Raw genomic sequence first — 25,524 nt, 5'->3', positions numbered from 1 at the left:
CCTGTCCCTGCTGCCACCCCGGCTGCTGCGCCGGGGCCCGTCGAGACTGCTGCCGGTACTGGGCGTCCCGCTGCCTCCCCGACCCACCTTGCCCTGATCCGCACGGGCGGACCGGCACTGACCGGCGCGCACCCGCGACACCGGCGCGACACGGACGGGTGCGGCACGGGCCGGCGCGACACGGACGGGTGCGAGCCGGCGGGTACCGGGAGCGCGGACGCGTGCGGCCGTCGAGTACCGGGAGCACGGACGCGTGCGGGCCGACGAATACCGGAAGCCCGCGCGGGTGCGGGCACGAGCACCGGAAGCACGCGCAGGCGCGGGCACGAGTACCGGGAGCCCCGCGCGGGTGCGGGACCGTCGAGCACCGGAAGCCCGCGCGGGCGCGAGGCCGGTAAGCACCCGGAGCAGTGACGGCAGCCGTACGCGGTCCGCCGCGTGCCCTGCGGGTTCAGCCCCGGACGCCCCGCAGTGCCATGCCCACCGCCGTCTCGGTGATCGCCGAGGGATCCTCCGCGGCGCCGAGCTCGATCCGCCGCACCGCCGCGTCGACCACGCCCTGGAGCAGCATCGCCGCCAGCCGCGGCTGGGCGTGCCCCATCTCGGCCAGCGCCTCGACGATCATCGCCACGAGCCCGCCGTGCGCGGCCCGGATCTTCTCCCGGGCGCCCGCGTCGAGCTCGCTCGCGGAGATCGCCACCACGGCCCGGTGGCGGCGGTCGCCGACCAGCGCGAGCTGCTGCCGGACATACGCCTCGACCTTGGCCTCCGGCGTGTCGGCCGCCGCCATCGCCGCCGACACCTCGGCCGCCCAGACCGGGAAGTCGACCTCGCACAGCTCCTCGACCACGGCGGCCCGGGAGCGGAAGTACTCGTACACGGAAGAACGCGCGAGGCCCGTCCGCTCGGCGAGGGCCGGGAAGGTCAGCGCTTCCGTCCCGCCCTCGGACAGCAGGGACCGTGCGGCGTCCAGCAGGGCGGCTCGCTGCATCGACCGGTGCTCGGCCACAGAGGCCGCTCGAATCCTTGGCACGTCAACCACTGTACGGACGTACCACCGTCGGCGGGAGCGACTCCCCCTGACGCGTCCCGCTGCGGCCCGTCCCGGCCCGCCGCGGCCGGGTCAGCGTCCGAAGCTCGCCAGCTTCGCCCGCAGCTGGAGCACGGACTTGGTGTGGATCTGGCTGACCCGGCTCTCGGTCACCCCGAGCACGTTCCCGATCTCGGCGAGGGTGAGGCCCTCGTAGTAGTAGAGCGTGACGACGGTCTTCTCGCGGTCGGGCAGGGTGTTGATCGCCCGCGCCAGGAACCGCCGCAGCTCACGGTCCTCGGCCACCTCCACGGGATCGTCGGCGGCGGTGTCCTCCAGGGTGTCCATGAGGCTCAGCCGGTCGCCGCCCTCCCCGCCCACATGCAGCAGCTCCTCCAGGGCCACCACGTTGGCCAGCGACAACTGGCCGAAGACCGCGTGCAGTTCGTCCACCGCGATGCCCAGCTCGGCGGCCACCTCGGTCTCCGTCGGGGTGCGGCGCAGCCGGGCCTCCAGGGTCGCGTAGGCCCGTTCCACGTTGCGCGCCTTCTGCCGTACCGACCGCGGGATCCAGTCCAGCGCGCGCAGTTCGTCGATCATCGCGCCCCGGATCCGCGTGATCGCGTACGTCTCGAACTTGATCTCGCGGTCGACGTCGAACTTCTCGATCGCGTCGATCAGCCCGAACACCCCCGACGACACGAAGTCCGCCTGCTCGACGTTGGGCGGGAGCCCGACGCTCACCCGTCCCGCCACGTACTTGACCAGCGGCGAGTAGTGCAGGATCAGCTGCTCGCGCAGCCGCTCGTCCCCCGTCGTCTTGTAGGACCGCCACAGCTCGTCGAGTGTCGAGGGAGCCGGCGGCCGCACGCTGCCACCGTCGCGGGCGGCTGGGGGGATCGCCGCCCGGTCGGACCCGGAGGTGTGCTGGGGCATTCGTCGCCTTGTGCCGTTCTGCCGTGGAAGAGGTGAACCGGGAGTGACTGGGTGAGAGGACGGGCTGGTACGAGTTGATGGTCCGTGTCCGGATCCTTGTGAGCGTAGCGTGACTGGGCAGTCGCGGTGCGCGAAGGACGGGGCCGACGCCGTGCGCAGATACGTTCTTCCGGACGCTCCACCGAGGCGCGCCGGTCGCCCCGGCGAGTCGCCGGAAAGCATCAACTACGTGAATTCCCAAGGGCTTCGGGCATCCCCCGGACGGCCGAACCCCCCAGGTCAGCGCGGACGGCGACCGCCCCCGGCGGAGGTCGTCGACCCGCGTGTCAACTTCCAGCCGTCGCCGTGTCGTTCGACATGACCGAGTGCGCGCAGTTCGTACAGTCTCGCGATCGCGTCATCCTCGGTCGTCAGCGCGCCGCGTGCGATCTCACCCGCGGCCGCGGCGCGGTGCGCGGGCAGCGCGGCCAGCACCCGCCGGGCGGCGGGCTCCAGCAGGTCGCGCGGGAGCACCGGGCCGCGCCGGACCGGCGCCAGCTCCCCCATCTCGCCCACCTGTTCGACGATCTCCGCCGCGTCCGTGACCAGGACGGCGTCGCCGCGCAGCAGTTCGTGCGCCCCGGCCGAGAGCCCGCTGGTGGCCGGCCCAGGTACCGCCATGACGTGCCGGCCCAGCCGCTGCGCCGCCCGCGCCGTGACCAGCGAGCCGCTGCGGCAGGCCGCCTCGACGACCACGGTGCCCCTGGTCAGCGCGGCGATCACTCGGTTGCGCAGGATGAAGCGGCTCGGTGTCGGGTGGTCGCCGGGCGGCAACTCCCCGACGACCAGGCCCTGTTCCGCGATCCTTGTGAGCAATGCGGTGTGTCCGCGCGGATAGGGCCGGTCGACACCGCAGGCGAGGACGGCGATGGTGGCCCCGCCTGCGCCGAGGGCTCCCCGGTGGGCGGCGCCGTCGATGCCGTAGGCGCCGCCGGAGACCACCACCCAGCCGCGCTCGGCCAGCCCGGCGGCGAGGTCGGCCGCCATGTGGGCGCCGTACTGGGTGCAGGCGCGCGCTCCGACCACGGCGACCGAGCGCAGTGCCCATATCCGCAGGCTGGGGCGGCCGCGCAGCCACAGTCCCAGCGGACGGGCGTCGCCGAGGTCGTCGAGCGGGCCGGGCCACTCCCCCGTGCCGGGCGCCACGAACCGCACCCCGGCCGCCCCGGCGACGGCCAGGTCCCGCGCGGGCTCGGCCCGCTCGGCCCGCGCCCACAGCCCCGTCCACCGCTGCGCGCTCACCCCGGGCAGCGGTGGGCCGTCCCGCAGTCGCCGCGCCACCTCCCGCACCCCGTGCTCCCGCACCCACCCTCCCCCGATCTCGTCCCCGGGCTCGATGACCCGGGTGAGCAGGACCCGGGCGAGCAGCTCGTCGTCCGTGCCGCCCGTCGTGCCGGGTACGGCACCGTCCGGGTCCGCACCGCCGCTCATGCCAGGGCCCCGATGGCCATCGGCACCCCGCGCGGCACGCCCGTGCGCAGTTGCACGGCGAGTGCGACGTCCGTCGCGTCGGGCCGGTCATGGCCGACGAGGTCCGCGACGGTCCAGGCGACACGCAGGACACGGTCGATTCCACGGGCCGTGAGCACGCCCCGCTCCAGGTTGCGTTCCGCCTCGTCCATCGCTCCGGCCACGGCGTGGAAGCGGAAGCGCAGTTCCCGTCCCGGCACCTCGCCGTTGGTCCGCCAGGGGCTGCCCGCGTATCTGGCGGCGGCCCGTTCGCGCGCCGCCCGCACCCGGTCGGCGACGGTCGCCGTGGACTCGCCCGCCGCACCGCTCCGCGCGAGCTCGGCCCGGCCGACCGGTTCGACCTCGACACGCAGGTCGACCCGGTCGAGCAGCGGACCGGAGAGTTTGGCCTGGTAGCGCCGGACGGCCGAGGGAGGGCACTCGCACAGCGTGTCCCGCAGCGAGAAGCGTCCGCAGGGACAAGGATTGGCCGCGAGGACCATCAGGAACCTCGCCGGGAACCGCACCACCCCCGCGCTGCGGGCGATGACGACATGGCCCGACTCCAGGGGCTGGCGCAGGGCGTCGAGGGCCCGGCTGCTGAACTCGGGACTCTCGTCGAGGAAGAGCACGCCGCGGTGGGCGAGCGAGACCGCGCCGGGCCGTGCGATGCCGGGGCCTCCGCCGACGAGGGCCTGCATGGTGGCCGAGTGGTGCGGTGCGCAGTAGGGCGGGACGTCGATCAGGGGTTTGCCCGGGGGCAGCAGCCCGGCCACCGAGTGGACGGCCGTGACCTCCAGCGACTCCTCCCGCACCAGCTCGGGCAGCACCGCGGGCAGCCGCTCCGCGAGCATGGTCTTGCCCGCGCCCGGCGGGCCCTCCAGGAACAGATGGTGTCCGCCCGCGGCGGCCACCTCCACCGCGGTGCGGGCGGAGATCTGGCCCACGACGTCGGCGAGGTCGTGCCCCTGGCCGTACGTGGCGTGCAGGCTGTGCACCCCGGTGACCGCTCCCGCTCCGGGCATGCGCAGGCCGGCCAGGAGCGGGCCCGGGCGTCCCGGTTCGTCGGGGTCCTCGTCGGGGACCGGTTCGTCGGTCAGGACGGCGATGAGCTGCCGCAGGCTGCGGACGCCGAGCACCGAGACACCGGGGACCAGGGAGGCCTCCGCGGCGGCGGACTCGGGCACGACCACCTGCTCGAATCCGGCGTCCGCCGCGGCGAGCACGGCCGGCAGGACGCCCCGTACGGGCCGGACCCGCCCGTCCAGGCCCAGCTCGCCGATCATCACGACGTCCGCGAGCACCCGGGGGTCGATGCGCTCGGCGGCCCCCAGTACCGCACAGGCGACGGCGAGGTCGAACCCCGAGCCCGCCTTCGGTACGGACGCCGGGCTCAGCCCGACGGTGAGCTTCTTCTGCGGCCACTCGCCGCCCGAGTTCACCACCGCCGCCCGTACCCGGTCACGGCTCTCGGTCAGGCTCTTGTCCGGCAGTCCGACCAGGGCGAAGGCCGCGACGCCGGGTTCCAGGTCGGCCTGCACCTCCACGACCACGCCCTCGACGCCCACCAGCGCCACGGAGCACGTACGCGCGAAGCCCATGTCAGGCCACCCCCCCGCAGATGCTCGGCCACGGGTGCGCCACGGCGCGGCAGCAGCACGGCGACCAGGTCGATGCGGACCCCGCCGGGCGGCGCTCCCCCGTGCTCCTGCGTCCACCGCTGGGCCAGTCCGCGCAGGCGCTGCGCCTTGGCCGGGGTGACCGCGTCCGCGGGGTGCTGGAAGAGGCCTGCCCTGCGGGTCTTGACCTCGCAGATCACCAGGACGTCGCCGTCCCTGGCGATGATGTCGATCTCGCCGGTCCTGCCGCAGCGCCAGTTGCGTGCCAGGACGGTCAGTCCTGCCTCCGTCAGCCGCCGCGCGGCCAGTCCCTCGCCGTACCTGCCGAGTGCGCTGCGTGCCTGCTGTGTGCTCATGTCGGCACCACCTCCGGCACCCACGGTCACGCGTCCGCCCCAACGAAGTGGATCTTCGTTGACCACTCGGCGGTTGTGGATATCCGCGTCACCCCTGTGGGGGACCGTCAGCCTCCCGGCAGCTCCAGGTCGCTCTTGTTCAGCTCCTCGATGTTCACGTCCTTGAATGTCAGGACGCGGACCTGCTTCACGAACCGGGCCGGCCGGTACATGTCCCAGACCCAGGCGTCCGCCATGGACACTTCGAAGAACACCTCACCCTGGACCGAGTGCACCTGCATCTCGTAGTCGTTGGTCAGGTAGAAACGCCGCTCGGTCTCGATCACGTATTTGAACAGACCGACGACATCGCGGTACTCCCGGTAGAGCTTCAGCTCCATCTCGGTCTCGTACTTCTCGAGGTCCTCGGCGCTCATGGCATGTTCCCCTTCAGCCGTGCGATCCCACCATTGTGCGCCAGCGCCGGGTGCACCTAGACGATTTCCGTGTCAAGGATCTCGGGTCCGGGCGGGGGACCCTCGTCGAGCACCCTGCGCAGCAACTCGGCAAGCCTGGTCGGATACACCGTCTCATGCGCCTGGCTCAGTTCCTCACACGTCCACCAGCGTGCTCCGGCGACACTGCGCCGCTCCAGTTCGGTGAGCGCCACCGCCCGCGTCGCCGTCTGGGTCGTACGGGCCAGGTAGTACCACTCGTCCTGGTCCCAGCGGCGGCCGGCGAACGGGAAGGAACACCGGCGCCGCCACAGCACCGGGCCGAGCTCGACCTCGGTGATGCCGGTCTCCTCGACGAGTTCCCGCAGCGCCGCCTGTTCACGGGTCTCGTCGCCCTCCAGACCGCCGCCGGGGGTGAACCACCAGTCGTCGGCCGGATCGTCCGGCTCGTGACCGTGCAGCAGCAGGATGCGGTCCTCGGGATCGAGCAGCACGACCCGGGCCACGCGGCGCGGTCCGTCGTCGGGGCCCTCCGGGTCAGCGGACACCGGCGGGCTCCCTCCGGGAGCGTCCGAGGCGGCCCAGCAGCTTGGCCACGGGCCCGTAGGCGCCTCCGGCCAGGACGAGCGCACCGCCGACGACGATCATGAACCCGATGGTGCGCAGCGGACCCGGCTCGGAGAGAGCGCCGAGCGTCTCGAAGCCCGTGGGACGCTTCAGCATGCCCCGCATGGGCCAGACGACGGCGTCGACGCGGGCGCTCACCGCACTGCTCGCCACGGTGCCGCGGGCGGCGTCCGTGAGGTGGGCGGTGGAGTCCAGCGAGCCCAGCCGCTCGTCGCCGAGGAGGAAGAGACGCCCCGCCGGGACCGTCACGGTCGGGAAGTCCGTGATCTCGGCCAGGCTGCCCTCGGGCAGATACGGTTCCTCGATCTGCTTGCCGTTGACCGTCAGCTTGCCGTTCGTGCAGCAGGCGACCTTGTCCCCGCCGACCGCGACGACCCGCTTGACCACGGCGGAGTTGTCGACCCAGGCGCTGTCGCGGAAGACCACGACATCGCCCCGGCGTATCTCCCCGGCGTCCACGCTCTGCGCCAGCACGCGGTCGCCGACGCCGATGGTCGGGGTCATCGAACTCGTGGGGACGGTGTACGGCCGGTAGATCAGCGCCGCCCAGGCGAATCCCGCCAGGAACAGCACGAGGCCCAGCGCGACGGCCAGGCCGGACAGACGCTGTCCGGTCCGGCTGCCCACCGGGCCCGTGCTGGTGCCGCCGCTGCGCGGGGCCGTACGTGTAATGCTCTCGCCACCCATGGACCCGCACCCTACCCGGCGGTACCGAACCGGGGCAGCCCCTCTCCGGCCACCGAGGTCACGAGCTCCACCGCGGCTTCGCGGGGCGGTTCGGACACGGGGCGGGTCCCGGTCGGCCTCAGCGGGCTTCGGACGCCGCCTTCAGGCCGCGCCGGCGCCGCCACACCGCGATCGGCACCACCCCGACCAGGGCGATGCCCTGCGGGGCGACCGTCAGGGCGGCGGCCGCCGAGGTCTGGTCGTTGATACCGGGCTGGTCGAAGGTGTCCGGGATCGGCAGCGTGCCCCAGCGGGTGATCGGCCAGGCCTTGACGATGGCACGGCCGACGACCTTGTCCACGGGGACCATGCCGTGGTTCTTGTCGCTCTGGTTGTAGCGCGAGTCGCGGGAGTTCTGCCGGTGGTCGCCCATGACCCAGATGTAGCCCTCGGGCACCTTCACCTTGAACTGACCGCCCACGTCGTCGACCGTGCACGGGGTGTTGCCGGGGTACACGAACGACTTGTCGTCGAGCGGCTTGCCGTTGACCGTGAGCGGGCCGGTGCCCTTGCACTCGACGGTGTCGCCGCCGACGCCGATGACCCGCTTGATGAGGTCCTTCTCCTCCGCCGAGGGCATCAGGCCGATCCAGCTGAGGACGGTCTGCAGGGCGTTCGGGTTGGCCGTGGGCTCGCCCGCCAGCCAGTCGTCGGGGTCGTGGAAGACGACGACCTCGCCGCGCTCGGGCTTCGAGCCGAACCAGGGCGTCAGCTTGTCGACCAGGACGCGGTCACCCTGCTGGAGGGTGTCCTGCATCGAGTCGGAGGGGATGGAGAACGCCTGCACCAGGAACGTCTTGATCAGCAGGGCGAGGACCAGGGCGATGCCGATCAGGATCGGCAGCTCCTTCCAGAAGGAGCGTTGCTTGCGCTGCGCGGGCGCCGAGCCGCCGCCCGATCCGCGTTCCTCGGTCTGGTCCCGCTCGTCGCTCATCATGCCGTCCTCGGCCGTTCCGGCGTCATTCCCGGAGGGCACGGCGCTGTCCGCGGCCGGGACATCGGCTCCCGCGGGACGCCCGCGATGCTCCTCGCCGTCGTGTCCGGACCGTGCGCCAACCGCCACATCCCCCACGCCAACTCCTTACTCCGTGCCGCCGCCTGTCCCGTATGCGGTACAGGCCCACCACTCCCATAACGAGCGGGAGTTCCGCAGGGGTCGGGAGTTGGATCGATCCGTTCGGACCTTCTGAAGCAACCCTATGCGACAGCCGGGGAGCAGCAGTCGTCCCGGACCCCGAGTCGGACACGGAAGAGAAGGTTTGTGGCTCCTTGAGCCGGTTCCAGTGTCCGAGCGGCCAGGCGATCACCATGGCACGGCCCACCACCTCGTCCTCGGAGACCGTGCCGCCGTAGTCGGTGTTCTGGTGGTAGCGGGAGTCCGCGGAGTTGGCCCGGTGGTCGCCCATCACCCACAGCCGCCCGGTGGGGACGGTGATGTCGAACTTGATGTCCGACGGGTCGTTCCCCGGATAGATGTACTCCGACTCGCTGAGGGGGACACCGTTGACGGTCAGCCGCCCCTGCGCGTCGCAGCACTTCACATGGTCCCCGCCGACCCCGACGACCCGCTTGATGAGGTCCTTCTCGTTGTCGGACGGAAGCAGGCCGATGAACGTGAGTCCCTCCTTGACCTGCTTGACGACCACCGGGTCGTCCTTCTTCACGGTGGTCTGCTCGTCCTTGAGCCAGCCGCCGGGATCCTTGAACACGACGACGTCACCGCGCTGCGGCGTGGAGCCGAACCACGGCGTGAACTTGTCGACGAGCACCCGGTCGCCGATGCGGATCGTCTGCTCCATGGAGCCCGAGGGGATCACGAACGCCTGGACGAGGAACGTCTTCAGCACCAGTGCGATGAGGACCGCGACACCGACGAGGAGGGGTATCTCCCTGACCGCGCTGCGTCTGCGTTTCCGCTTGACCTTGCGCTGGAGCTTGCGCCGCTCGGCCCGGCTGCGGCCCGCGGACGCGCCGCCGCCGGCGGCGCGCCGGGCGCCGGTGGGCAGGAGGTTGTCGACGGCGGAGCCCTGGACGCCGCGCGGCCGGCCGCGGTTACCCATGCGTGCCCTCCGCGGCGGGCACGCGCGCGTAGCCGCCGGGGCGCTCCAGACGGGTGAGCCGGCCGGCCGGCCAGACGATCCAGTCGGCCCGGCCGATCACGGCGCCCACGGGGATCATGCCGCCGCCCGGTGAGCCCAGGTGGTCGCGGGAGTCGCTGGATTCGCTGCGGTGGTCGCCCAGGACGAACAGCGTGCCCTCGGGCACGTCCACGTCGAAGGCCACCGAGGACGGGCTGTCGCCGGGGTACAGGAACGTCGACTCGTCGACCGACCTGCCGTTCACCTGGATCCTCCCCTCCTTGTCGCAGCAGAGCACGTGGTCTCCCCCCACACCCACAACGCGTTTGATGTAGTCGGCGTGCCCGAAGTACCCGGTGCCGTCGAAGACGACGACGTCGCCGCGCTGCGGCGGGGCACCGAAACGGTACGCCAACTTATCTACGAGAACGCGGTCCCCGATCCTCAATCCGTTCTCCATGGATCCGCTGGGAATCTGGAACGGTTGCACCACGAACGTGTTGAGGAGCAGCAAAAACAGCAGGCAGAGCAGCACGCCCAGGGAGAGATGTCCGCCCGGCAGCCACTCGGTGATCCGCGGCACCAACGCGAAACGCGACCGTTCCTCCGGCCCCTGTGTGTCCGGGATCTCTTCGGATCCGGAAGGGCGGGAGGAGCGGTCGCGCTCCGTCGGCTGTGCTTCGGTGTCCATCGGAGCCAGATGTTATCCGGCTCCGCCGTGAACCCCGACGCGCGATCAGTTGTCGCGCTTCTCCTTGATCTTCGCGGCCTTGCCGCGCAGCTCACGGAGGTAGTACAGCTTCGCGCGACGCACGTCACCGCGGGTGACGAGCTCGATCTTCTCGACGATCGGGGTGTGCACCGGGAAGGTGCGCTCGACGCCGACGGAGAACGAGACCTTGCGGACCGTGAAGGTCTCGCGGACACCGGCGCCCTGGCGACGGATCACCACGCCCTTGAACTGCTGCACACGGGAGCGGTTGCCCTCGATGACGCGGACGTGGACGTTGACGGTGTCACCCGGGCGGAAGGCCGGGAGGTCGCTGCGCAGCGACGCGGCGTCGACGGAGTCGAGCAGGTGAGACATTTTGTCTGCTTTCTTCGGTGATGCCACAGGTCATCAGCGGAAGTTAGGTGTTCTGGACGAAAGTCGTGCGGGTCGGAACGGGCGTCGTGTCCCCCTGTGGCAGGGGCGCACGCCGGACGGCGCACAACAGCGGCCTATTCTTCCATGCTCTCGGTTCGCTGCCAAAATCGGCCGTACGGCCTGCCTGCCGGATCCGGCGCCCAGCCCAGGATGGAGAGCATCTCGCGGTCCTTCTTGTCGAAGGCGGCGGGGTCGCAGCGCTCGATCAGGTCGGGCCGGTGGGCCGTGGTGCGCCTCAGCGCCTCGTCCCGGCGCCAGCGGGCGATCTTCCCGTGGTGCCCGCTGAGCAGCACCTCCGGGATCTCCCGGCCACGCCACTCGGGCGGCTTGGTGTAGACGGGCCCTTCCAGGAGGCTCGCCATGGCGCCGGGCGCGAAGGAGTCGTCCCGGTGGGACTCGGCGTTGCCGAGCACACCGGGCAGCAGTCGCGCGACGGCTTCCGTGATGACCAGGACGGCCGCTTCGCCGCCGGCCAGGACGTAGTCGCCGATGGACACCTCGCACACCGGGAGCCGGGTGGCGTACTCGTCGACGACCCGGCGGTCGATGCCCTCGTAGCGGGCCGGTGTGAAGATCAGCCAGGGGCGCTCGGCGAGTTCGACGGCGAGTTCCTGGGTGAAGGGGCGGCCGCTGGGCGTGGGGACGATCAGCGTGGGCGTGTGGGCGCCCGCCTCGTAGCCGTCGGCGAGGGCGGTGTCGAGGGCGTCGGCCCAGGGGCCGGTCTTCATGACCATGCCGGGGCCGCCGCCGTACGGGGTGTCGTCGACCGTGTTGTGGCGGTCGTAGGTGTGGGCACGCAGATCGTGCACGTGCACCTTGAGCTGTCCACGCGCGCGCGCCTTGCCGACCAGCGAGACGTTCAGCGGTTCGAGGTACTCGGGGAAGATCGTGACGACGTCGAGCCTCATGCCTCGTCGTCCTCGGCCGCGTCGCGGGCGGAGGCGATCTCCGCGCGGTCGTCGATCAGGCCGGGCGGCGGGTCGATGACGGCCCGCTGCCTCTCCAGGTCGATCTCGGTGACGATCTCCTCGACGAAGGGGATGAGGACCTCGCTGCCGTCGGGGCGTTCGACGATGAACAGGTCCTGCGAGGGCAGGTGCGAGATCTCGGTGATCCGGCCGACCTCGGTGCCGTCCACCGTCACCACGTCCAGGTCCATCAGCTGGTGGTCGTAGTACTCGTCCTCGTCCTCGGGCGACTCGTCGGGGTCGACGTCGGCGATCAGGAGGATGTTGCGAAGGGCCTCGGCGGCGTTGCGGTCGTGTACGCCCGCGAAGCGCAGCAGGAGGCGGCCGCTGTGGACACGGCCCGTCTCGATGGTCAGCGGGCCGGCCGAGGCCGGGTCGGTGGCCAGGACGGCGCCGGGCGCGAGCCGCAGTTCCGGCTCGTCGGTTCGTACCTCGACGGTGACCTCGCCCTTGATGCCGTGGGCGCGGCCGATCCGTGCGACTACCAGCTGCACTGTGCTTGCTCTCCTGTCATACGACTCATCCCATACGACTCATCCGACGGGTACGACGGGCCGGGCGACGTCGGCCGGTACGACATCGGGCCGGGGACGGCCCAGTGGCCCTCCCCGGCCCGAGCCGGTGCTGCGAATGCGTCAGCGGACTTGGTCCACGTCGACGAGGTCGACGCGGACACCGCGGCCGCCGATGGCGCCCACGACGGTGCGCAGAGCGCGCGCGGTGCGGCCGTTGCGGCCGATCACCTTGCCGAGGTCGTCGGGGTGGACCCGGACCTCGAGAACGCGCCCACGACGCAGGTTGCGCGAGGCGACCTGCACTTCGTCGGGGTTGTCGACGATGCCCTTCACGAGGTGCTCGAGAGCCTCCTCGAGCATGCTCAGGCCTCGGTCGACGCGGACTCGGCCGCGGCCTCGTCCTTCTTCTCAGCCTTCTTCTTCTGGGTGATGGCCTCACCCTTGCCCTCGTCGTCGCCACCGAGGGCGTCGAACGACGGACGCACGGCCTTCGGAGCGGCGACGAGCAGCGGAGCCGGGGCGGGCTCGCCCTTGAACTTCTGCCAGTCGCCGGTCTTCTTCAGGATGGCGAGAACGGGCTCGGTCGGCTGGGCGCCGACGCCGAGCCAGTACGCGACGCGGTCGGCGTCCACCTCGATGATCGAGGGGTTGTACGTCGGCTGGTACTTGCCGATCTCCTCGATGGCCCGGCCGTCACGGCGGGTACGGGAGTCGGCGACGACGATGCGGTAGTGAGGCGCACGGATCTTGCCCAGACGCTTCAGCTTGATCTTGACTGCCACGGAAGTGGTGTCTCCTGGTCTTGACGTGGGTGGGCACGGCGAGATGGCCGCGTGGGGTTGCGGTACCCGAGTGCCCGATGGACGCGTCAGCCGGAGGAGAGAGGGGTCCTGTGCGGCTGTCGAGTACAGCTAGACATTCTGCCACACCTCGAGGGGTACGTCCGTCCGCGGGCTCCCTGGCATGCCTGAGATGCACCCGGCGCCGACAGGGCCGTCCGCCGGGTGCACCTCGGTCCGCGCCGCGCGGCGCGGCTGCCACGAGCAGCCGCGTCGTCAGCTCACCGCACCCACGATCTCGGGAATCCGGAACGGCTTCCCGCAGCCGCCGCACACGATCGGCGCCTGGGCCAGGACGGAGGGGACGACCCGTACGTTGCGGCCGCAGTCGCAGACCGCCTTCACGCGCACCCCGCCGCCCGAGGAGCCGTGGCGGGCGGCCGGGCCACGGAAGGTCCGGGTCGCGTCGGAGGACGTGGCCGCGGTGTGCGCCTTCAGGGCGCGCTGGAGGCGCTCCATGGTCGGGCGGTAGCGGCGCTTGGCCTCGGGACTGAGCGTGACCAGCGAGAATCCGCTGCTGGGGTGCGGCTCCTCGGGGTGGTCCAGACCCAGCTCCTCGGCGATCGCGAGGAATCTGCGGTTGTGGTAGCGGCCGGCACGGGAGGTGTCGCGGACACCGCGGGCGGCGGCGATGCCGTGGACTGCTTCATGGAGCAGTCGCTCGAAGGAGAGTTCGTGCCCGCACGCGGACGACGACTCCCCGATCAGGGACTCTGGCGCGGCAAGGTCGGGCAGTTCGGGGTGGTACCGCTGAATGTCGGCCCACGCCTCTGCCAGCTCTGCGGCGAGAACAGGTGGTGTCTGTGTCGTGCTCACGTAATGACAACGAGCCTGAGGGCCCGTGTGTTCCGATTCCGGGCCATCTCAAATAATTTGCACGTACCCGTCAGTTGCCGCTGATGCGTCCCGACGAGGGCGGGTGCGCTGATCTGCGGAGAAGCCGCACAGCTCGTACCAAGCTGGTGCGTAGGCTGACGTACGCCCCGGCGCGTAGACAATGTCCACGCGCCCGAACCCCTGTGGTCCGCGGATGCGCAAGACGTCTTTCGGTCGCCCTGGTGACCGAGGACGTCACCTCAGTAAGCGCGCGCGACGATCGCGACGTTACCGGGTGCGTCACCGTCGTCCGGCACCGACCCGTCCTCGGCGACCAGACAGCGTACGGTCACCGCGTGCTCGGCCAGTGCGGCCTCGCCCGCCTCGCCCAGGGCCGCCCACGGAATGCGCGCCCAGCCGCCGCCGACGGCGGCCTCGACGGCCTCCGTGAACGTCGACACCTCACAGGTGCGCGACTCACGGCGCTCGCGCGACTGACGCAGCAGCAGCGCCTGGTCCTCGTCGAGGATCCCGGGCAGTGCCGCGGCGATGGCGTCGATCGCCATCGGCTGCTTGCCCCCGGGGATGCGCCGGACCAGCGTCGCGGTGCCGTTCGCCAGGTCGCGGGGGCCGATCTCGACGCGGACGGGTACGCCCTTCAGCTCCCAGTCGACGGCACGCCGGCCGAACGGGACGTCCGTACGGTCGTCGACCCGGACCCGGATCCCGGCCGCCCGCAGCCGGTCGCCGAGTTCGCGGACCTTGGCCAGAACGGCCTCGTCGTCCTTGACCGCCAGCACGACGGCCTGGATCTGCGCCAGCCGGGGCGGCACGCGCAGCCCGCTGTCGTCGCCGTGCATCATCACCAGGGCGCCGATCATGCGGGTGGTGGAACCCCAGGACGTCTGCCAGACCAGCTCCCGCCGGCCCTCCCTGGACAGGTAGCGGGTGTCGAAGGCCTTGGCGAAGTTCTGGCCCAGCTCGTGGCTCGTGGCCATCTGGAGTGCCTTGCCGTCGCCCATCATGCCTTCGAGGGTGAGGGTGTTGACGGCGCCCGCGAACCGCTCCTTGGCGGTCTTGCGGCCGGGCACGACGTCCATGGCGAGCACGTCCACCATGAAGTCCTCGTAGACCTCGCGGTGGATGCGGGCGGCGAAGTCGCGCGCGTCCTCGTACGTCGCGTGCGCCGTGTGGCCCTCCTGCCACAGGAACTCCGACGTCCGCAGGAAGAGCCGCGGCCGCAGCTCCCAGCGCACCACGTTCGCCCACTGGTTGATCAGCAGGGGCAGGTCGCGGTAGCTCTGCACCCACTTCGAGAAGTAGTCGTTGACGATCATCTCGGAGGTGGGGCGGACGACGGCCGGCTCCTCCAGCTCCTTGCCGCCGCCGTGCGTGACCACGGCGAGCTCCGGCGCGAATCCCTCGACGTGGTCGGCCTCCCGGGTGAGGTACGACTGCGGGATCAGCAGCGGGAAGTAGGCGTTCTGGGTGCCGGTCTCCTTGATGCGGGCGTCCATCTCGGCCTGCATCCGCTCCCACAGCCCGTAGCCGTACGGACGGATCACCATGCTGCCGCGCACCGGGCCGTTGTCGGCCAGCTCCGCCTTGGCGATCAGATCCTGGTACCAACGCGGGAAGTCGTCGGACCGGGGCGTGAGTACGGGTGCCTTTGCCATGGCGAGATGGTACGGGCCCACGTTGCCGGGATGTGAATTCTCGCCACCCGCGCCAACAACCCGCAAAGCGGACTCCGAGACCCCTGGACGGCATCGCGAGCCGGGAGTTACCTGGCATACGGAGGGAGTGCGCGCGAACGCCACAGGATGGCGGATTCGAGCACGGCGACAACTCTCGACGGATTGGGGCGCTTACCTATGACACCTACGCTCGTGCGGCAGCACCTTCCTCACGCGGGCCCGGCGCCCCGTGTCGACCTGGCTGCACGCGCGCGTGACTGGTCCGAGATCCAGGAACGCATGTTGGTTCCGCTCTACGAGGCCGCCTACGAGCGGCTGGACGTGGGTCCCGGCACGCGGCTGCTCGGCCTCGGCTGCGGCTCCGGGCTGGCCCTGCTGATGGCCGCGTCCAGAGGCGCCTCGGTCACCGGTGTCGAACCCTCTTCACCCGAACGGCTGACTCTCGCCCGCCGACGGCTGCTGCCGGCCGCGTGGGACACGCACGCGCGTACCGGCACGCGGGCGCGGCTCGTGGCCGGATCGCCCAAGGACGCGGCCGACGCGGGGACGGCCCCGTACGACCTGGTGACCGCCTTCGAGCCCATCGGGTGCCTCGCGGGCGACTCCGACGGGCTCGTCCGGCTGCTCACCGCGGCGACGCCGTCGGCCGGACGGGGCACGCCGGTGGTACTGGCCGGCTGGGGGCCGCCGGAGCGCTGCGCCACGTCGTCCGTGCTGCGGGTGGCCGCGCGGCTCGCCGATCCGCTGCGCGGTGCGGACGGCCCGCGCCCCGCCCGGCGCGACGACCTGGAGGAGGTCGCCCAGCGGGCCGGTCTCAGGCCGGACGGTTCGGGGCGCGTGGCGTGCCCCTTCGGGTACGCCGACACGGACAGCGCGGTACGCGGGCTGCTGTCGACGGGGCTGTTCGACGCGGCCGTCGCCGCCACCGACCAGGCCCAGGTCGACAAGGAGCTGACGGAGGCGCTGCACCCGTACCGGCGCGCGGACGGAACGGTCTGGATGCCGAACGTCTTCCGGTACCTGATCGCCCGCACGCCGTAGGTCCGCACGCCGTAAGCCGGTACACACACGTACGGCGTCGGGGTGGGTACCCCGACGCCGTATCGCTGTGGCCTGCGGTCCGTGGACCGGCTCGGTCAGCCCATGAACTTCTTGAACTCGTCGGGCAGCTCGAAGTCCTTGCCGCCCTGCTGCGGCAGCCCGAAGGCGCCGCCGCCCTGGGCGGCCGCCTCGCGGCGCTGGGCCTCCTCCAGCTCCTGCTGCTTGCGCTTCATCGGGTTGCCGGAGCGCTGCTTGCCCTTGGCCTGCTTCGGCTGCTTCTTCGTCCGGCCGGCCCCGCCGCCCATGCCCGGCATCCCGGGCATCCCCGGCATGCCGCCGCCCTGGGCCATGCGGGACATCATCTTGCGCGCCTCGAAGAACCGCTCGACGAGGTTCTTCACCGCGCTGACCTCGACGCCGGAACCCTTGGCGATACGGGCGCGGCGCGAGCCGTTGATGATCGTCGCGTCCTGGCGCTCGGCCGGGGTCATCGACTTGATGATCGCGGCGGTGCGGTCGACGTCCCGCTCGTCCAGGTTGTTGATCTGGTCCTTGATCTGGCCCATGCCCGGGAGCATGCCGAGCAGCTTGGAGATGGAGCCCATCTTCCTGACCTGCTCCATCTGGGCCAGGAAGTCGTCCAGGGTGAAGTCCTGGCCCTTCTTGGACGCCAGCTTGGAGGCCATCTTCTCGGCCTCTTCCTGGCTGAACGTCTTCTCCGCCTGCTCGATCAGGGTGAGCAGGTCACCCATGTCGAGGATGCGGGAGGCCATCCGGTCAGGGTGGAAGGCGTCGAAGTCGTCGAGCTTCTCGCCGTTCGACGCGAACATGATCGGCTTGCCGGTGATCTGGCGGATCGACAGGGCCGCACCACCGCGGGCGTCACCGTCGAGCTTGGAGAGCACCACGCCGTCGAAGCCGACGCCGTCGCGGAAGGCCTCGGCGGTGTTGACCGCGTCCTGACCGATCATCGCGTCGACGACGAAGAGGATCTCGTCCGGCGAGACCGCGTCCCGGATGTCCGCGGCCTGCTGCATCATCTCCTGGTCGATGCCGAGGCGGCCGGCGGTGTCCACGATCACGATGTCGTGGACCTTGGTCCGCGCGTGCTCGATGGAGTCCCTGGCGACCTTGACCGGGTCGCCGACGCCGTTGCCCGGCTCGGGCGCGTAGACCGCGACACCGGCGCGCTCGGCCACGACGCTGAGCTGGTTGACGGCGTTGGGGCGCTGGAGGTCGGCGGCGACGAGCAGCGGCGAGTGGCCCTGCCCCTTGAGCCAGTGGGCGAGCTTGCCCGCGAGGGTGGTCTTACCGGCACCCTGCAGACCCGCCAGCATGATCACGGTGGGGGGCTGCTTGGCGAACCGCAGGCGCCGGGTCTCGCCGCCGAGGACCGTCACCAGCTCGTCGTTGACGATCTTCAGGACCTGCTGGGCCGGGTTCAGGGCCCGGGAGACATCGGCGCCGAGGGCGCGCTCCTTGACGTTCTTGATGAACGTGCGGACGACAGGGAGGGCGACGTCGGCTTCGAGCAGGGCGATGCGGATCTCGCGCGCCGTGGCGTCGATGTCCGCTTCGCTCAAGCGCCCCTTGCCGCGCAGATTCTTGAAGGTGGCGCTGAGGCGGTCAGAGAGGGTATCGAACACGGCGACGTCGGTCCTCGGGGTCGGGGGCGATGTGAGTGCCTTCCAGGGTATCCGGCCCCGCAGGAAATTCGTCCCCGCCCGTCGAATGGGCGAGCGGGGGCGCGCTCCCCACGGAACCCGCCGACGGGTCCGACCACCTCGTCGACCAGCGCACAAGCCGCCGCACGGGCGGCAGTCGAGGCTCCGTACAGACCACCGCACAGGCCGTCCGTACGCGGCCGGCCGCACCCCGGCGGCGAGCACCCGGCCGTCGCGGGGCGGCCGGCCCGTGGTCCGCCCGCCGACCACCCCCGGGGCGGTGGACATGCCGGGTCCGCCGGGCCGGGCCCCGGCACGGTCGACGCGCCGGCTCCGCGCGGTCGGCCCCCGCGCGGCGATCCCCCTCACCCCCGCAACGTCTCCTCCAGCTTCCGCGCCACGCCGGCCGCCTCCTCGCTCGGCAGGGGCGCGCCCTCGGGGCCGGTGACGTAGAAGGCGTCCACGGCGTTCGAGCCGAGCGTCGAGACGTGCGCGCTGCGCATCCGCACGCCCGTGTCCTCCAGCGCCGAGCCGATCCGGAAGAGCAGCCCAGGGGCGTCCTGGGCCCGTACCTCGATCACCGTGGCCAGGCGGGAGCCCGCGGAGGCGACCGTCACGCGCGCGGGGGGCGCGACGACGCCCCGGCGGCGCGGGTAGGCGGCGTCGCGTTCGGCGAGCCGGGTCGCGATGTCCAGCGAGCCGTCCAGGGCGCGTACGAGGTCGGCGCGCAGCCGGGCGGCCTGCGGCAGGGAGCCGTACTCCGCGGCCACCCGCCAGTCCAGCAGCAGGACGAAGCCGCCGACGCCGTCCGGCAGCGGCAGGGCCCGCAGTTCCGCGGTGCGGACGGTGAGGCGGTGCATGGCCAGCACCCCGGCGACGGCGGGCAGCACCCGCGGCTGGTCGGGTACGGCGATGAGCAGCTCGACCCCGAGCGGTTCCGGCTCCTGCGCGCCGGACGGCTCCTCGTCGGCCGACGGTTCGGGCTGCGCGCGCAGCGACAGCACCGGACCGCCGGTGCGGCAGGCCTCGATGGCGAGCCGCTCCTGCTCGGCGGTGGCGAGGACCGTCTCGGGTTCCGCGGGCTCGTCCCCGGCCAGTAGCGCCGCCACCCGTTTGACCAGGTCGGCGACGAGTGATCCGCGCCAGGACGACCAGGCGGCCGGGCCGGTGGCCAGCGCGTCCGCCTCGGTGAGGGCGTGCAGCAGTTCCAGCGTGCCCTGGCTGCCGACCGCCTCGGCGACGGAGCGCACGGTGGCCGGGTCGTCCAGGTCGCGTCGGGTCGCGGTCTCGACGAGCAGCAGGTGATGGCGTACGAGGGTGGCGAGCACCGCCACGTCCTGGCGGTCGAAGCCGATCCGTGCGGCGACGTCCTTGGCGATGATCTCGCCGGCCACCGAGTGGTCGCCGGGCCAGCCCTTGCCGATGTCGTGCAGCAGCGCGGCGACCAGCAGGAGGTCGGGGCGGCTGACCCGGCGGGTGAACTCGGAGGCGCGCACGGCGGTCTCGATGAGGTGCCGGTCGACGGTCCAGATGTGCACGGCGTTGCGCTGCGGACGGCAGCGCACCCGCTCCCAGTCGGGCAGCAGCCGGGTGATCAGGCCTTCGGCCTCCAGCGCCTCCCAGACCTCGACGGTCGGCTCGCCCGAGCCGAGCAGGGTCACCAGCTGCTCGCGCGCCTCGGCGGGCCAGGGCGTGGGCAGCGGGCGGGTGGTGGCCGCCAGACGGCGGACGGCGTGCAGGGAGAGCGGCAGGCCGGCCTGTGCGGCGGCGGCCGCGGCCCGCAGCGGGAGTACGGGGTCGCGTTCGGGGCGCGCGGTGCGGGCGAGCACCACCTCGCCGTCCTGCTCGACCACGCCCTCGGCCAGCGGGGAGCGTTCGGCGACCGGCTTGCCGCCGCCGAGCATGGCGCGCAGGCGCGGCCGTACGGCGCGCGAGCGCAGCACGCGTCCCACTTCCCGCCAGGTGACGTCGCTCGCGTACGCGATGACCCGCGCCGCTTCGTAGACCTGCCGCAGGAGCGTGTCGGCGTCGAGCAGACCGAGTTCGCCCGCCACCTGGTCCTGCTCCTGGAGCGCGAGCCGGTCGGTCGCGCGCCCGGTGGCCAGATGGAGGGCGTCGCGTACGTCGAGCAGTCGGCGCCGGGCGTCGGCGAGGCCCTCGCGCGGGGCGTCCGCGAGCCAGGAGGCGGCGACGGCGCGCAGGGCGGTGGCGTCGCGGAGCCCGCCGCGCGCCTCCTTCAGGTCGGGTTCGAGCAGGAACTGGAGCTCGCCCTGGCGCTCGGCCCGTTCGGCGCACAGGTCCCGGAGTTCGGGGAGGCGTTTGGGCGCCTGGTTGCGCCAGTCGGCCAGCACGGCCGTGCGCAGACCGGCGGTGAGACCGAGGTCGCCGGCCAGGTGCCGGGCGTCCAGCAGGCCGAGCTGGACCTTGAGGTCGTCGGCCGCCGTCCTGCGGGCCTCCGCCGGGGTGCGCACGGAGTGGTCGAGGGCGAGGCCGAGGTCCCAGACCGGGTACCAGAGGCGGTCGGCCAGCGCGGCGACCGCGGCCGGGTCGCCGCCGTCGTGCAGCAGCAGGAGGTCGAGGTCGCTGCGGGGGGACAGTTCCCCGCGTCCGTAACCGCCGACCGCGACGAGGGACACGCCGCGCATCGCCCCGGCGCCCGCGTCGAACAGGCCGGTCAGCCAGTCGTCCGTGAGCTCGGCGAGGGCGGCACGGCGCGGCGGCCCGGACCGCGCCCCCTCGGTGAGGAGGCGCAGCCGGGCCGCCGCGTAGCCGCTGGGTCCCGAGTCCTCTGTTTCCTTGCGCACGTCCGTACTCGTCACCCGGCGACTCCTGTCCGTCTTCTGTTTCAGAGCGCGTCCGGCCCGCGCTCGCCGGTCCGCACCCGTACGGCCGTCTCGACCGGCAGGGACCAGACCTTGCCGTCACCGATCTTGCCGGTCCGGGCCGCCTTGACGATGACGTCGATCAGCTGCTCGGCGTCCTCGTCCTCGGCCAGCACCTCTATGCGGATCTTGGGTACCAGGTCCACGGTGTACTCGGCACCCCGGTAGACCTCGGTGTGTCCCCGCTGCCGACCGTAGCCGCTCGCCTCGGTGACCGTCAGTCCGTGGACCCCGAAGGCCTGGAGGGCCTCCTTGATCTCGTCCAGCCGGTGGGGCTTCACGACGGCGGTGATGATCTTCATGCGTCCACCTTCTTGCTGGCAGTGTCGGCCACCCCGGCCGGGACGGCGGTCCGGGCGGCGCCGCCGCCGGCACCGCTGAAGTCGTATGCGGTCTCGGCGTGCTCGGCCTGGTCGATACCGGCCACCTCGTCGTCCTCGGAGACGCGCATGCCGATCGTCCGGTCGAGGGCGAAGGCGAGGATCGCGGAGACGACCAGCGAGTAGCCGAGGACCGCGAAGACACCCGCGCACTGCTTCCAGAGCTGGTCGAAGGAGTGGTTGCCGTAGAAGACGCCGGTCGCGGTCGACTGGCCCTTGCCGGTGGCGAAGAAGCCGATGAGCAGGGAGCCCACGACACCGCCGACCAGGTGGACACCGACGACGTCGAGGGAGTCGTCGTAGTTGAACCGGTACTTCAGTCCGACGGCCATGGCGCACAGCACACCGGCGATGGCGCCGACGGCGATCGCGCCGAGCGGGGAGACCGCACCGCCCGAGGGGGTGATGGCGACGAGACCCGCGACCGCGCCGGAGGCGGCGCCCAGCGTGGTGAACGCGCCGTGCCGGATCTTCTCGTAGGCGAGCCAGGCCAGCATCGCGGCGGCGGTGGCGACCTGCGTGTTGACGAACATCAGCGCGCCGACGCCGTCGTCGTTGCCGAGCCACGAACCGGCGTTGAACCCGAACCAGCCGAACCACAGCAGACCGGCGCCGAGCATGACCAGCGGGAGGCTGTGCGGACGCATCGGGTCCTTCTTGAAGCCGACCCGCTTGCCGATGACCAGGATCACGCCGAGCGCCGCGGCGCCCGCGTTGATGTGGACCGCCGTACCACCGGCGAAGTCGATCACGCCGAGCTCGTAGGCCCAGCCGCCGGCGCCCCAGACCCAGTGCGCGACCGGGAAGTAGACGACCGTGGCCCACAGGGTGATGAACAGCGCCCAGGCGCTGAACTTGACGCGGTCGGCGAGCGCACCGCTTATGAGGGCGGGCGTGATGATCGCGAACATCAGCTGGAAGACCATGAATACGAAGATCGGGATGGTGTATCCGTCCCACAGCTCCGTCAGGCCGATGTTGCTGAGGCCCACCCAGTCCGAATTCCAGCCGATGAATCCGCCGGAATCGGTGCCGAAGGCGGCGGAGAAGCCGTAGAGGACCCACAGGATGGTGATGATCCCCAGGCTGATGAAGCTCATCATCAGCATGTTCAGGGTGCTTTTGACGCGGACCATGCCCCCGTAGAAGAAGGCCAGGCCCGGAGTCATGAGCATCACCAGGGCGGAACAAATGAGCATGAAGCCTGTGTTGGCTGACGACAGCGTGGGCGCGTCTGCCGCAAGCGTGATGGCTGGTGCCATCGGCGTCTCCTCGTCGTTGGTACGGACCCGTGCGGGCGAAGCCTGAACTGAATGAGGGGTGGGCCGGTTATGCGCCATGAGATTGACGCAGCGCCGTTTCGGTCGACGCCCCTCGTTGTTTCGCCGCGGTGACGAAGGCACCTTGTGTGTTACGCCTCGATGAACCGCCGGATTACGGGCGCGGGGATCGTTATCTTGGCGCAACCTTCGATGAAGGAAAGAAACCGGCCGCGGTCGGCCTTCCGATGACCTGGCGTGGGGGAGCCGAGTCGGGCAGTTCGGGAAGGCCGGCCGCGGCCGGGGCCGTGCGGGTTCAGACCGCTTCCGCGGTCTCGGGCAGCTCGACGGCGAGCTTCTCCGTCAGATCGACGATCTCGGCGAGATCCCCGAAATCGCGTACAGCGGTGTCGACGGTCTTTCGGATACGTGTGTTGACGCGCTCGGAGCGGACCTTCTTCGCGATGGCCATCGCCTCCTCGGCGAAGCCCGTGCTCCGCTCGGGTTCGCGCCGCAGCAGGTGCACGGTGGCCATGCCGATCAGGTTGAGCGCGTACGACCGCTGATGCTCGCGGTCCTGGCCGAACAGCTCGACGGCGCGCTGCATGAGGGGCTCGGCCAGGGAGGCGTAGGCGGGGCTGCGGCCGGCGACATAGGCGAGGTCGCGGTAGGAGTGGGAGTTCTCGCCGTACAGCTCGGCCTCGGAGAAGAAGCGGATCCAGTCGGGGTCCGGCTCGTCCCACTCGTCGGCGTCGGCGAAGGTGTCCTCGGCCATCCGCACCGCCCGCTTGCACTTTCCGGGCTGGCCCATGTTGGCGTACGCGCGGGCCTCCATCGCATACAGCATCGACTGGGTGCGCGGGCTCGCGCAGTCACGGCTGCCGTACTGCGCGAGGTGGATCAGCTCCAGGGCGTCCTCGGGCCGCCCCAGGTGGATCATCTGACGGCTCATGCTGGACAGGACGTACGAGCCGAGCGGTTTGTCGCCCGCCTCCCGTGCCGCGTGCAGGGCGAGGACGAAGTACTTCTGGGCGGTGGGCTGGAGTCCGATGTCGTAGCTCATCCACCCGGCCAGCTCGGCCAGTTCGGCGGCGACCTTGAACAACTTCCGCGCGACGGCCTCGGGCTGGGGCTCCTGGAGGAGGTCGGTCACCTCGTGCAGCTGGCCGACGACGGCCTTGCGGCGCAGACCGCCACCGCACTGCGCGTCCCACTGCCGGAACATCACCGTGGTGGACTCCAGCAGCTCCAGCTCGGGCCCGGACAGCCGGCCGCGGGCGCGGGCGGCCGGCGTGGGGTCGGGCTCGGGCTCCTGGCGCGGACCGGGCAGCGTGGGCACCAGCCAGCGCTGCATGGGCTCGATGAGGGCCGGGCCCGCGGCCAGGCCCAGCGAGGTCCCGAGGAAGCCGCGCCGGGCCAGCATCAGGTCGCTGCGCGAGAACTCGCTGAGCAGGGCCACGGTCTGCGGGCCCGTCCAGGGCAGGTCGACGCCGGACATGGACGGCGACTGGCGTGCCGTGCGCAGGCCGAGGTCCTCGACGGAGACGACACAGCCGAAGCGCTCGGAGAACAGCTCGGACAGGATCCTGGGGATGGGCTCACGGGGGTTCTCGCCGTCCAGCCAGCGGCGCACCCGCGAGGTGTCGGTCGAGATGTGACTGGCGCCCAACTGGCGAGCCCGGCGGTTGACCTGGCGCGCGAGCTCGCCCTTTGACCAGCCGCTGCGCACGAACCACGAACCGAGCATGTCGTTGGGGCGCTTCTCAGCGTTCGCTCCGCTTCCGCCGTTGCCGCCCACTGGAACGCCCCCATCCCTGAGACCACTTGTCACTGACTGCGCCAAGCCCTATCAGAATGCCGGTGGATGCGGCCGTCCGTCCCGGGGTTGCCACCCTTCGAACGGAAAGCCGGGTTGCCTCCGGCATACCCACAAGCGCATGCGCCTTCAGGCCTCGTGCACACAAAGTAATCCTACGATCACCCGCCCACCACGAGGATCCCTCAAACGCCACCATTCGCCACCCCTTCGAATGAACTCACGACGGCCTCTACGCGATTCACTTGACACAGGACGGCCGGAAGTGAGCAGAGAGGTGCACACGGGGGCGCGCGTCGCCGCACACGCAACCCCGAACGCCTCGAAGCGCCGTCCGCATCGCGCGGCACCAGGGAGCGGGAACGCGCAAAGTCACGCAGAGTGATGAATGCTGTTCGTCTCGTAACCACCGGTGCGTCGGACCCGTTGGAGGGGGCATGGGCTTCACGATCGGCAGCAGTCTGGGTATCCGTGACATCCGGTCCGCCTCGCGCCGCCGCGGCCGCTCGTCGGAGTGCACCGCCGTGGCCGAGTTCACCGGACTGTGGGGCTGGGACGTCGTGCCCGGCGCCAGGGCCGCCGGGGGCGCCTGCTCCTGCGGCCGCCCCGACTGCCGGGCGCCGGGCGCGCATCCGCTCGACTTCGCGCCGGCGCTGCCCGCCGGGGCCACGCTGGACCAGGTGACCAAGGCGTGGGCCGACGTCCCGGGGGCCGCCGTGATGCTTCCGGTCGGCCGCGCGTTCGACGTCGTGGAGGTGGCCGAGGCCGCCGGGCGCCGCGCCCTGGTCCGGCTGGAGCGCATGGGTCTGCCGCTCGGCCCGGTCACCGCCACCCCGGAGGGCCGCGCCCAGTTCTTCGTCGCCCCCGGCGCCGCCGCCGAGCTGCCCGCCCTGCTCTACCGCATGGGCTGGGACGACCCGACCGCCCTGGACCTGCGCGGCCTCGGCCCGGGTACGTACGTCACCGCGCCGCCCTCCGACCGCGGCGGCCTCGGCCCGGTGCGGTGGCTGCGCCCGCCCGGCCTGGACTCGGCCAGCAGGCCGCCCGCGGCCCGGCTGCTGCTCGGCACATTGGCGTACGTGGCCCACCGGTCCCGCGCGTGAACCGGTACAGCACGTGAACCGGTCCCCCGCGTGAACCGGTCCGAGGCGTTCCGGGAGTGACGTGCTCCCGAGCCGGAAACCGGACCGAGGGGTCGGACCGCCC

Annotated in this window: 24 protein-coding genes and 1 pseudogene; 2 read left to right on the top strand and 23 right to left on the bottom strand. The window is 71.7% G+C overall.

The window, feature by feature from the left end; translation table 11 throughout:
- Positions 1-451 precede the first annotated feature (451 nt).
- From ACZ60B_RS26675 to proS, 18 genes and pseudogenes are all read right to left on the bottom strand, one after another.
- Complete coding sequence (locus ACZ60B_RS26675; protein WP_469391119.1) at positions 452-1,009, bottom strand: TetR/AcrR family transcriptional regulator; 558 nt, start codon at positions 1,007-1,009, stop codon at positions 452-454.
- 114 nt (positions 1,010-1,123) lie between these two features.
- Positions 1,124-1,966 carry an RNA polymerase sigma factor WhiG gene (gene whiG / locus ACZ60B_RS26670; protein WP_351604635.1) on the bottom strand — a complete coding sequence of 281 codons (843 nt, stop codon included), beginning with the start codon at positions 1,964-1,966 and terminating at the stop codon, positions 1,124-1,126.
- A gap of 279 nt (positions 1,967-2,245) precedes the next feature.
- Entirely contained in the window at positions 2,246-3,436 is a 1,191-nt protein-coding gene (gene dprA, locus ACZ60B_RS26665; RefSeq protein WP_469391106.1) for a DNA-processing protein DprA, read from the bottom strand.
- Entirely contained in the window at positions 3,433-5,055 is a 1,623-nt protein-coding gene (locus ACZ60B_RS26660) for a YifB family Mg chelatase-like AAA ATPase (protein WP_469391104.1), read from the bottom strand. Before ACZ60B_RS26660 ends, dprA begins: the two co-directional genes overlap by 4 nt.
- Before the next feature lie 5 nt (positions 5,056-5,060).
- Positions 5,061-5,459 (bottom strand): annotated as a pseudogene (locus ACZ60B_RS26655) (YraN family protein); the annotation flags it as partial.
- Positions 5,460-5,536: 77 nt separating this feature from the next.
- A complete protein-coding gene (locus ACZ60B_RS26650) occupies positions 5,537-5,845 on the bottom strand; it encodes a DUF2469 domain-containing protein (RefSeq protein WP_003965949.1) in 309 nt (102 codons plus the stop codon).
- 56 nt (positions 5,846-5,901) lie between these two features.
- Positions 5,902-6,411 (bottom strand): NUDIX hydrolase, encoded by a 510-nt coding sequence (locus tag ACZ60B_RS26645; protein ID WP_469391101.1) that lies wholly within the window; start codon positions 6,409-6,411, stop codon positions 5,902-5,904.
- Positions 6,401-7,177, bottom strand: a complete 777-nt coding sequence (gene lepB, locus ACZ60B_RS26640; protein ID WP_469391099.1) for a signal peptidase I — start codon at positions 7,175-7,177, stop codon at positions 6,401-6,403. Before lepB (ACZ60B_RS26640) ends, ACZ60B_RS26645 begins: the two co-directional genes overlap by 11 nt.
- A 118-nt stretch (positions 7,178-7,295) precedes the next feature.
- Positions 7,296-8,288, bottom strand: coding sequence for a signal peptidase I (gene lepB, locus ACZ60B_RS26635; protein ID WP_469391097.1), 993 nt, complete (start codon positions 8,286-8,288; stop codon positions 7,296-7,298).
- Complete coding sequence (gene lepB, locus ACZ60B_RS26630; RefSeq protein WP_469391095.1) at positions 8,176-9,276, bottom strand: signal peptidase I; 1,101 nt, start codon at positions 9,274-9,276, stop codon at positions 8,176-8,178. The genes lepB (ACZ60B_RS26635) and lepB (ACZ60B_RS26630) overlap by 113 nt, the downstream gene beginning before the upstream one ends.
- On the bottom strand, positions 9,269-9,985 hold the full coding sequence (gene lepB / locus ACZ60B_RS26625) for a signal peptidase I (RefSeq protein WP_469391092.1): 717 nt from the start codon (positions 9,983-9,985) through the stop codon (positions 9,269-9,271). The genes lepB (ACZ60B_RS26630) and lepB (ACZ60B_RS26625) overlap by 8 nt, the downstream gene beginning before the upstream one ends.
- Before the next feature lie 45 nt (positions 9,986-10,030).
- The gene (gene rplS, locus ACZ60B_RS26620; RefSeq protein ID WP_152892233.1) at positions 10,031-10,381 is read right to left on the bottom strand and encodes a 50S ribosomal protein L19; all 351 of its coding nucleotides are present in this window, start codon (positions 10,379-10,381) and stop codon (positions 10,031-10,033) included.
- A gap of 134 nt (positions 10,382-10,515) precedes the next feature.
- Positions 10,516-11,349 (bottom strand): tRNA (guanosine(37)-N1)-methyltransferase TrmD, encoded by an 834-nt coding sequence (gene trmD / locus ACZ60B_RS26615; protein WP_469391090.1) that lies wholly within the window; start codon positions 11,347-11,349, stop codon positions 10,516-10,518.
- Positions 11,346-11,903 (bottom strand): ribosome maturation factor RimM, encoded by a 558-nt coding sequence (gene rimM / locus ACZ60B_RS26610; RefSeq protein WP_469391088.1) that lies wholly within the window; start codon positions 11,901-11,903, stop codon positions 11,346-11,348. Before rimM ends, trmD begins: the two co-directional genes overlap by 4 nt.
- A gap of 141 nt (positions 11,904-12,044) precedes the next feature.
- On the bottom strand, positions 12,045-12,284 hold the full coding sequence (locus tag ACZ60B_RS26605) for an RNA-binding protein (protein ID WP_095579114.1): 240 nt from the start codon (positions 12,282-12,284) through the stop codon (positions 12,045-12,047).
- A 2-nt stretch (positions 12,285-12,286) separates the two neighbouring features.
- Positions 12,287-12,706, bottom strand: a complete 420-nt coding sequence (gene rpsP, locus ACZ60B_RS26600; protein WP_469391085.1) for a 30S ribosomal protein S16 — start codon at positions 12,704-12,706, stop codon at positions 12,287-12,289.
- 273 nt (positions 12,707-12,979) lie between these two features.
- A complete protein-coding gene (locus tag ACZ60B_RS26595) occupies positions 12,980-13,579 on the bottom strand; it encodes a hypothetical protein (protein WP_469391083.1) in 600 nt (199 codons plus the stop codon).
- Between the two features lie 260 nt (positions 13,580-13,839).
- Positions 13,840-15,255 carry a proline--tRNA ligase gene (proS, locus tag ACZ60B_RS26590; RefSeq protein ID WP_469391081.1) on the bottom strand — a complete coding sequence of 472 codons (1,416 nt, stop codon included), beginning with the start codon at positions 15,253-15,255 and terminating at the stop codon, positions 13,840-13,842.
- A gap of 198 nt (positions 15,256-15,453) precedes the next feature.
- On the opposite strand from proS, the gene ACZ60B_RS26585 reads away from it, so the two are divergent.
- Entirely contained in the window at positions 15,454-16,317 is an 864-nt protein-coding gene (locus ACZ60B_RS26585; protein ID WP_469391079.1) for an SAM-dependent methyltransferase, read from the top strand.
- A 95-nt stretch (positions 16,318-16,412) separates the two neighbouring features.
- Here ACZ60B_RS26585 and ffh read toward each other — a convergent pair whose 3' ends face one another.
- The 5 genes from ffh to nsdA form a co-directional block, all read right to left on the bottom strand.
- Positions 16,413-17,963: a signal recognition particle protein gene (ffh, locus tag ACZ60B_RS26580; protein WP_450661908.1), complete on the bottom strand. Its 1,551-nt coding sequence runs from the start codon at positions 17,961-17,963 to the stop codon at positions 16,413-16,415.
- Between the two features lie 383 nt (positions 17,964-18,346).
- Positions 18,347-20,800 carry a [protein-PII] uridylyltransferase gene (locus ACZ60B_RS26575; RefSeq protein ID WP_469391076.1) on the bottom strand — a complete coding sequence of 818 codons (2,454 nt, stop codon included), beginning with the start codon at positions 20,798-20,800 and terminating at the stop codon, positions 18,347-18,349.
- A gap of 26 nt (positions 20,801-20,826) precedes the next feature.
- Positions 20,827-21,165: a P-II family nitrogen regulator gene (locus tag ACZ60B_RS26570; RefSeq protein ID WP_450661906.1), complete on the bottom strand. Its 339-nt coding sequence runs from the start codon at positions 21,163-21,165 to the stop codon at positions 20,827-20,829.
- Positions 21,162-22,505, bottom strand: coding sequence for an ammonium transporter (locus ACZ60B_RS26565; RefSeq protein WP_469391073.1), 1,344 nt, complete (start codon positions 22,503-22,505; stop codon positions 21,162-21,164). The genes ACZ60B_RS26570 and ACZ60B_RS26565 overlap by 4 nt, the downstream gene beginning before the upstream one ends.
- Before the next feature lie 313 nt (positions 22,506-22,818).
- The gene (nsdA, locus tag ACZ60B_RS26560; protein ID WP_469391071.1) at positions 22,819-24,300 is read right to left on the bottom strand and encodes a transcriptional repressor NsdA; all 1,482 of its coding nucleotides are present in this window, start codon (positions 24,298-24,300) and stop codon (positions 22,819-22,821) included.
- A 455-nt stretch (positions 24,301-24,755) separates the two neighbouring features.
- Between nsdA and ACZ60B_RS26555 the strand changes: the two genes are divergently transcribed.
- Positions 24,756-25,421 (top strand): bifunctional DNA primase/polymerase, encoded by a 666-nt coding sequence (locus tag ACZ60B_RS26555; protein ID WP_469391068.1) that lies wholly within the window; start codon positions 24,756-24,758, stop codon positions 25,419-25,421.
- The last annotated feature ends 103 nt before the right edge of the window (positions 25,422-25,524 follow it).

The sequence above is a fragment of the Streptomyces sp. NPDC104096 genome, assembly GCF_055584385.1.
This window is presented reverse-complemented; position numbering and strand designations above follow the sequence as displayed.

Bases quoted from the DNA above. Each gene is read 5' to 3' on its own strand.
- lepB (WP_469391095.1), bottom strand. From the start codon at position 9,276: ATGGGTAACCGCGGCCGGCCGCGCGGCGTCCAGGGCTCCGCCGTCGAC.
- proS (WP_469391081.1), bottom strand. From the start codon at position 15,255: ATGGCAAAGGCACCCGTACTCACGCCCCGGTCCGACGACTTCCCGCGT.
- ACZ60B_RS26660 (WP_469391104.1), bottom strand. From the start codon at position 5,055: ATGGGCTTCGCGCGTACGTGCTCCGTGGCGCTGGTGGGCGTCGAGGGC.
- rplS (WP_152892233.1), bottom strand. From the start codon at position 10,381: ATGTCTCACCTGCTCGACTCCGTCGACGCCGCGTCGCTGCGCAGCGAC.
- dprA (WP_469391106.1), bottom strand. From the start codon at position 3,436: ATGAGCGGCGGTGCGGACCCGGACGGTGCCGTACCCGGCACGACGGGC.
- trmD (WP_469391090.1), bottom strand. From the start codon at position 11,349: ATGAGGCTCGACGTCGTCACGATCTTCCCCGAGTACCTCGAACCGCTG.
- whiG (WP_351604635.1), bottom strand. From the start codon at position 1,966: ATGCCCCAGCACACCTCCGGGTCCGACCGGGCGGCGATCCCCCCAGCC.
- ACZ60B_RS26605 (WP_095579114.1), bottom strand. From the start codon at position 12,284: ATGCTCGAGGAGGCTCTCGAGCACCTCGTGAAGGGCATCGTCGACAAC.
- ACZ60B_RS26570 (WP_450661906.1), bottom strand. From the start codon at position 21,165: ATGAAGATCATCACCGCCGTCGTGAAGCCCCACCGGCTGGACGAGATC.
- ACZ60B_RS26555 (WP_469391068.1), top strand. From the start codon at position 24,756: ATGGGCTTCACGATCGGCAGCAGTCTGGGTATCCGTGACATCCGGTCC.
- ACZ60B_RS26565 (WP_469391073.1), bottom strand. From the start codon at position 22,505: ATGGCACCAGCCATCACGCTTGCGGCAGACGCGCCCACGCTGTCGTCA.
- ACZ60B_RS26650 (WP_003965949.1), bottom strand. From the start codon at position 5,845: ATGAGCGCCGAGGACCTCGAGAAGTACGAGACCGAGATGGAGCTGAAG.
- ACZ60B_RS26585 (WP_469391079.1), top strand. From the start codon at position 15,454: ATGACACCTACGCTCGTGCGGCAGCACCTTCCTCACGCGGGCCCGGCG.
- lepB (WP_469391099.1), bottom strand. From the start codon at position 7,177: ATGGGTGGCGAGAGCATTACACGTACGGCCCCGCGCAGCGGCGGCACC.
- lepB (WP_469391092.1), bottom strand. From the start codon at position 9,985: ATGGACACCGAAGCACAGCCGACGGAGCGCGACCGCTCCTCCCGCCCT.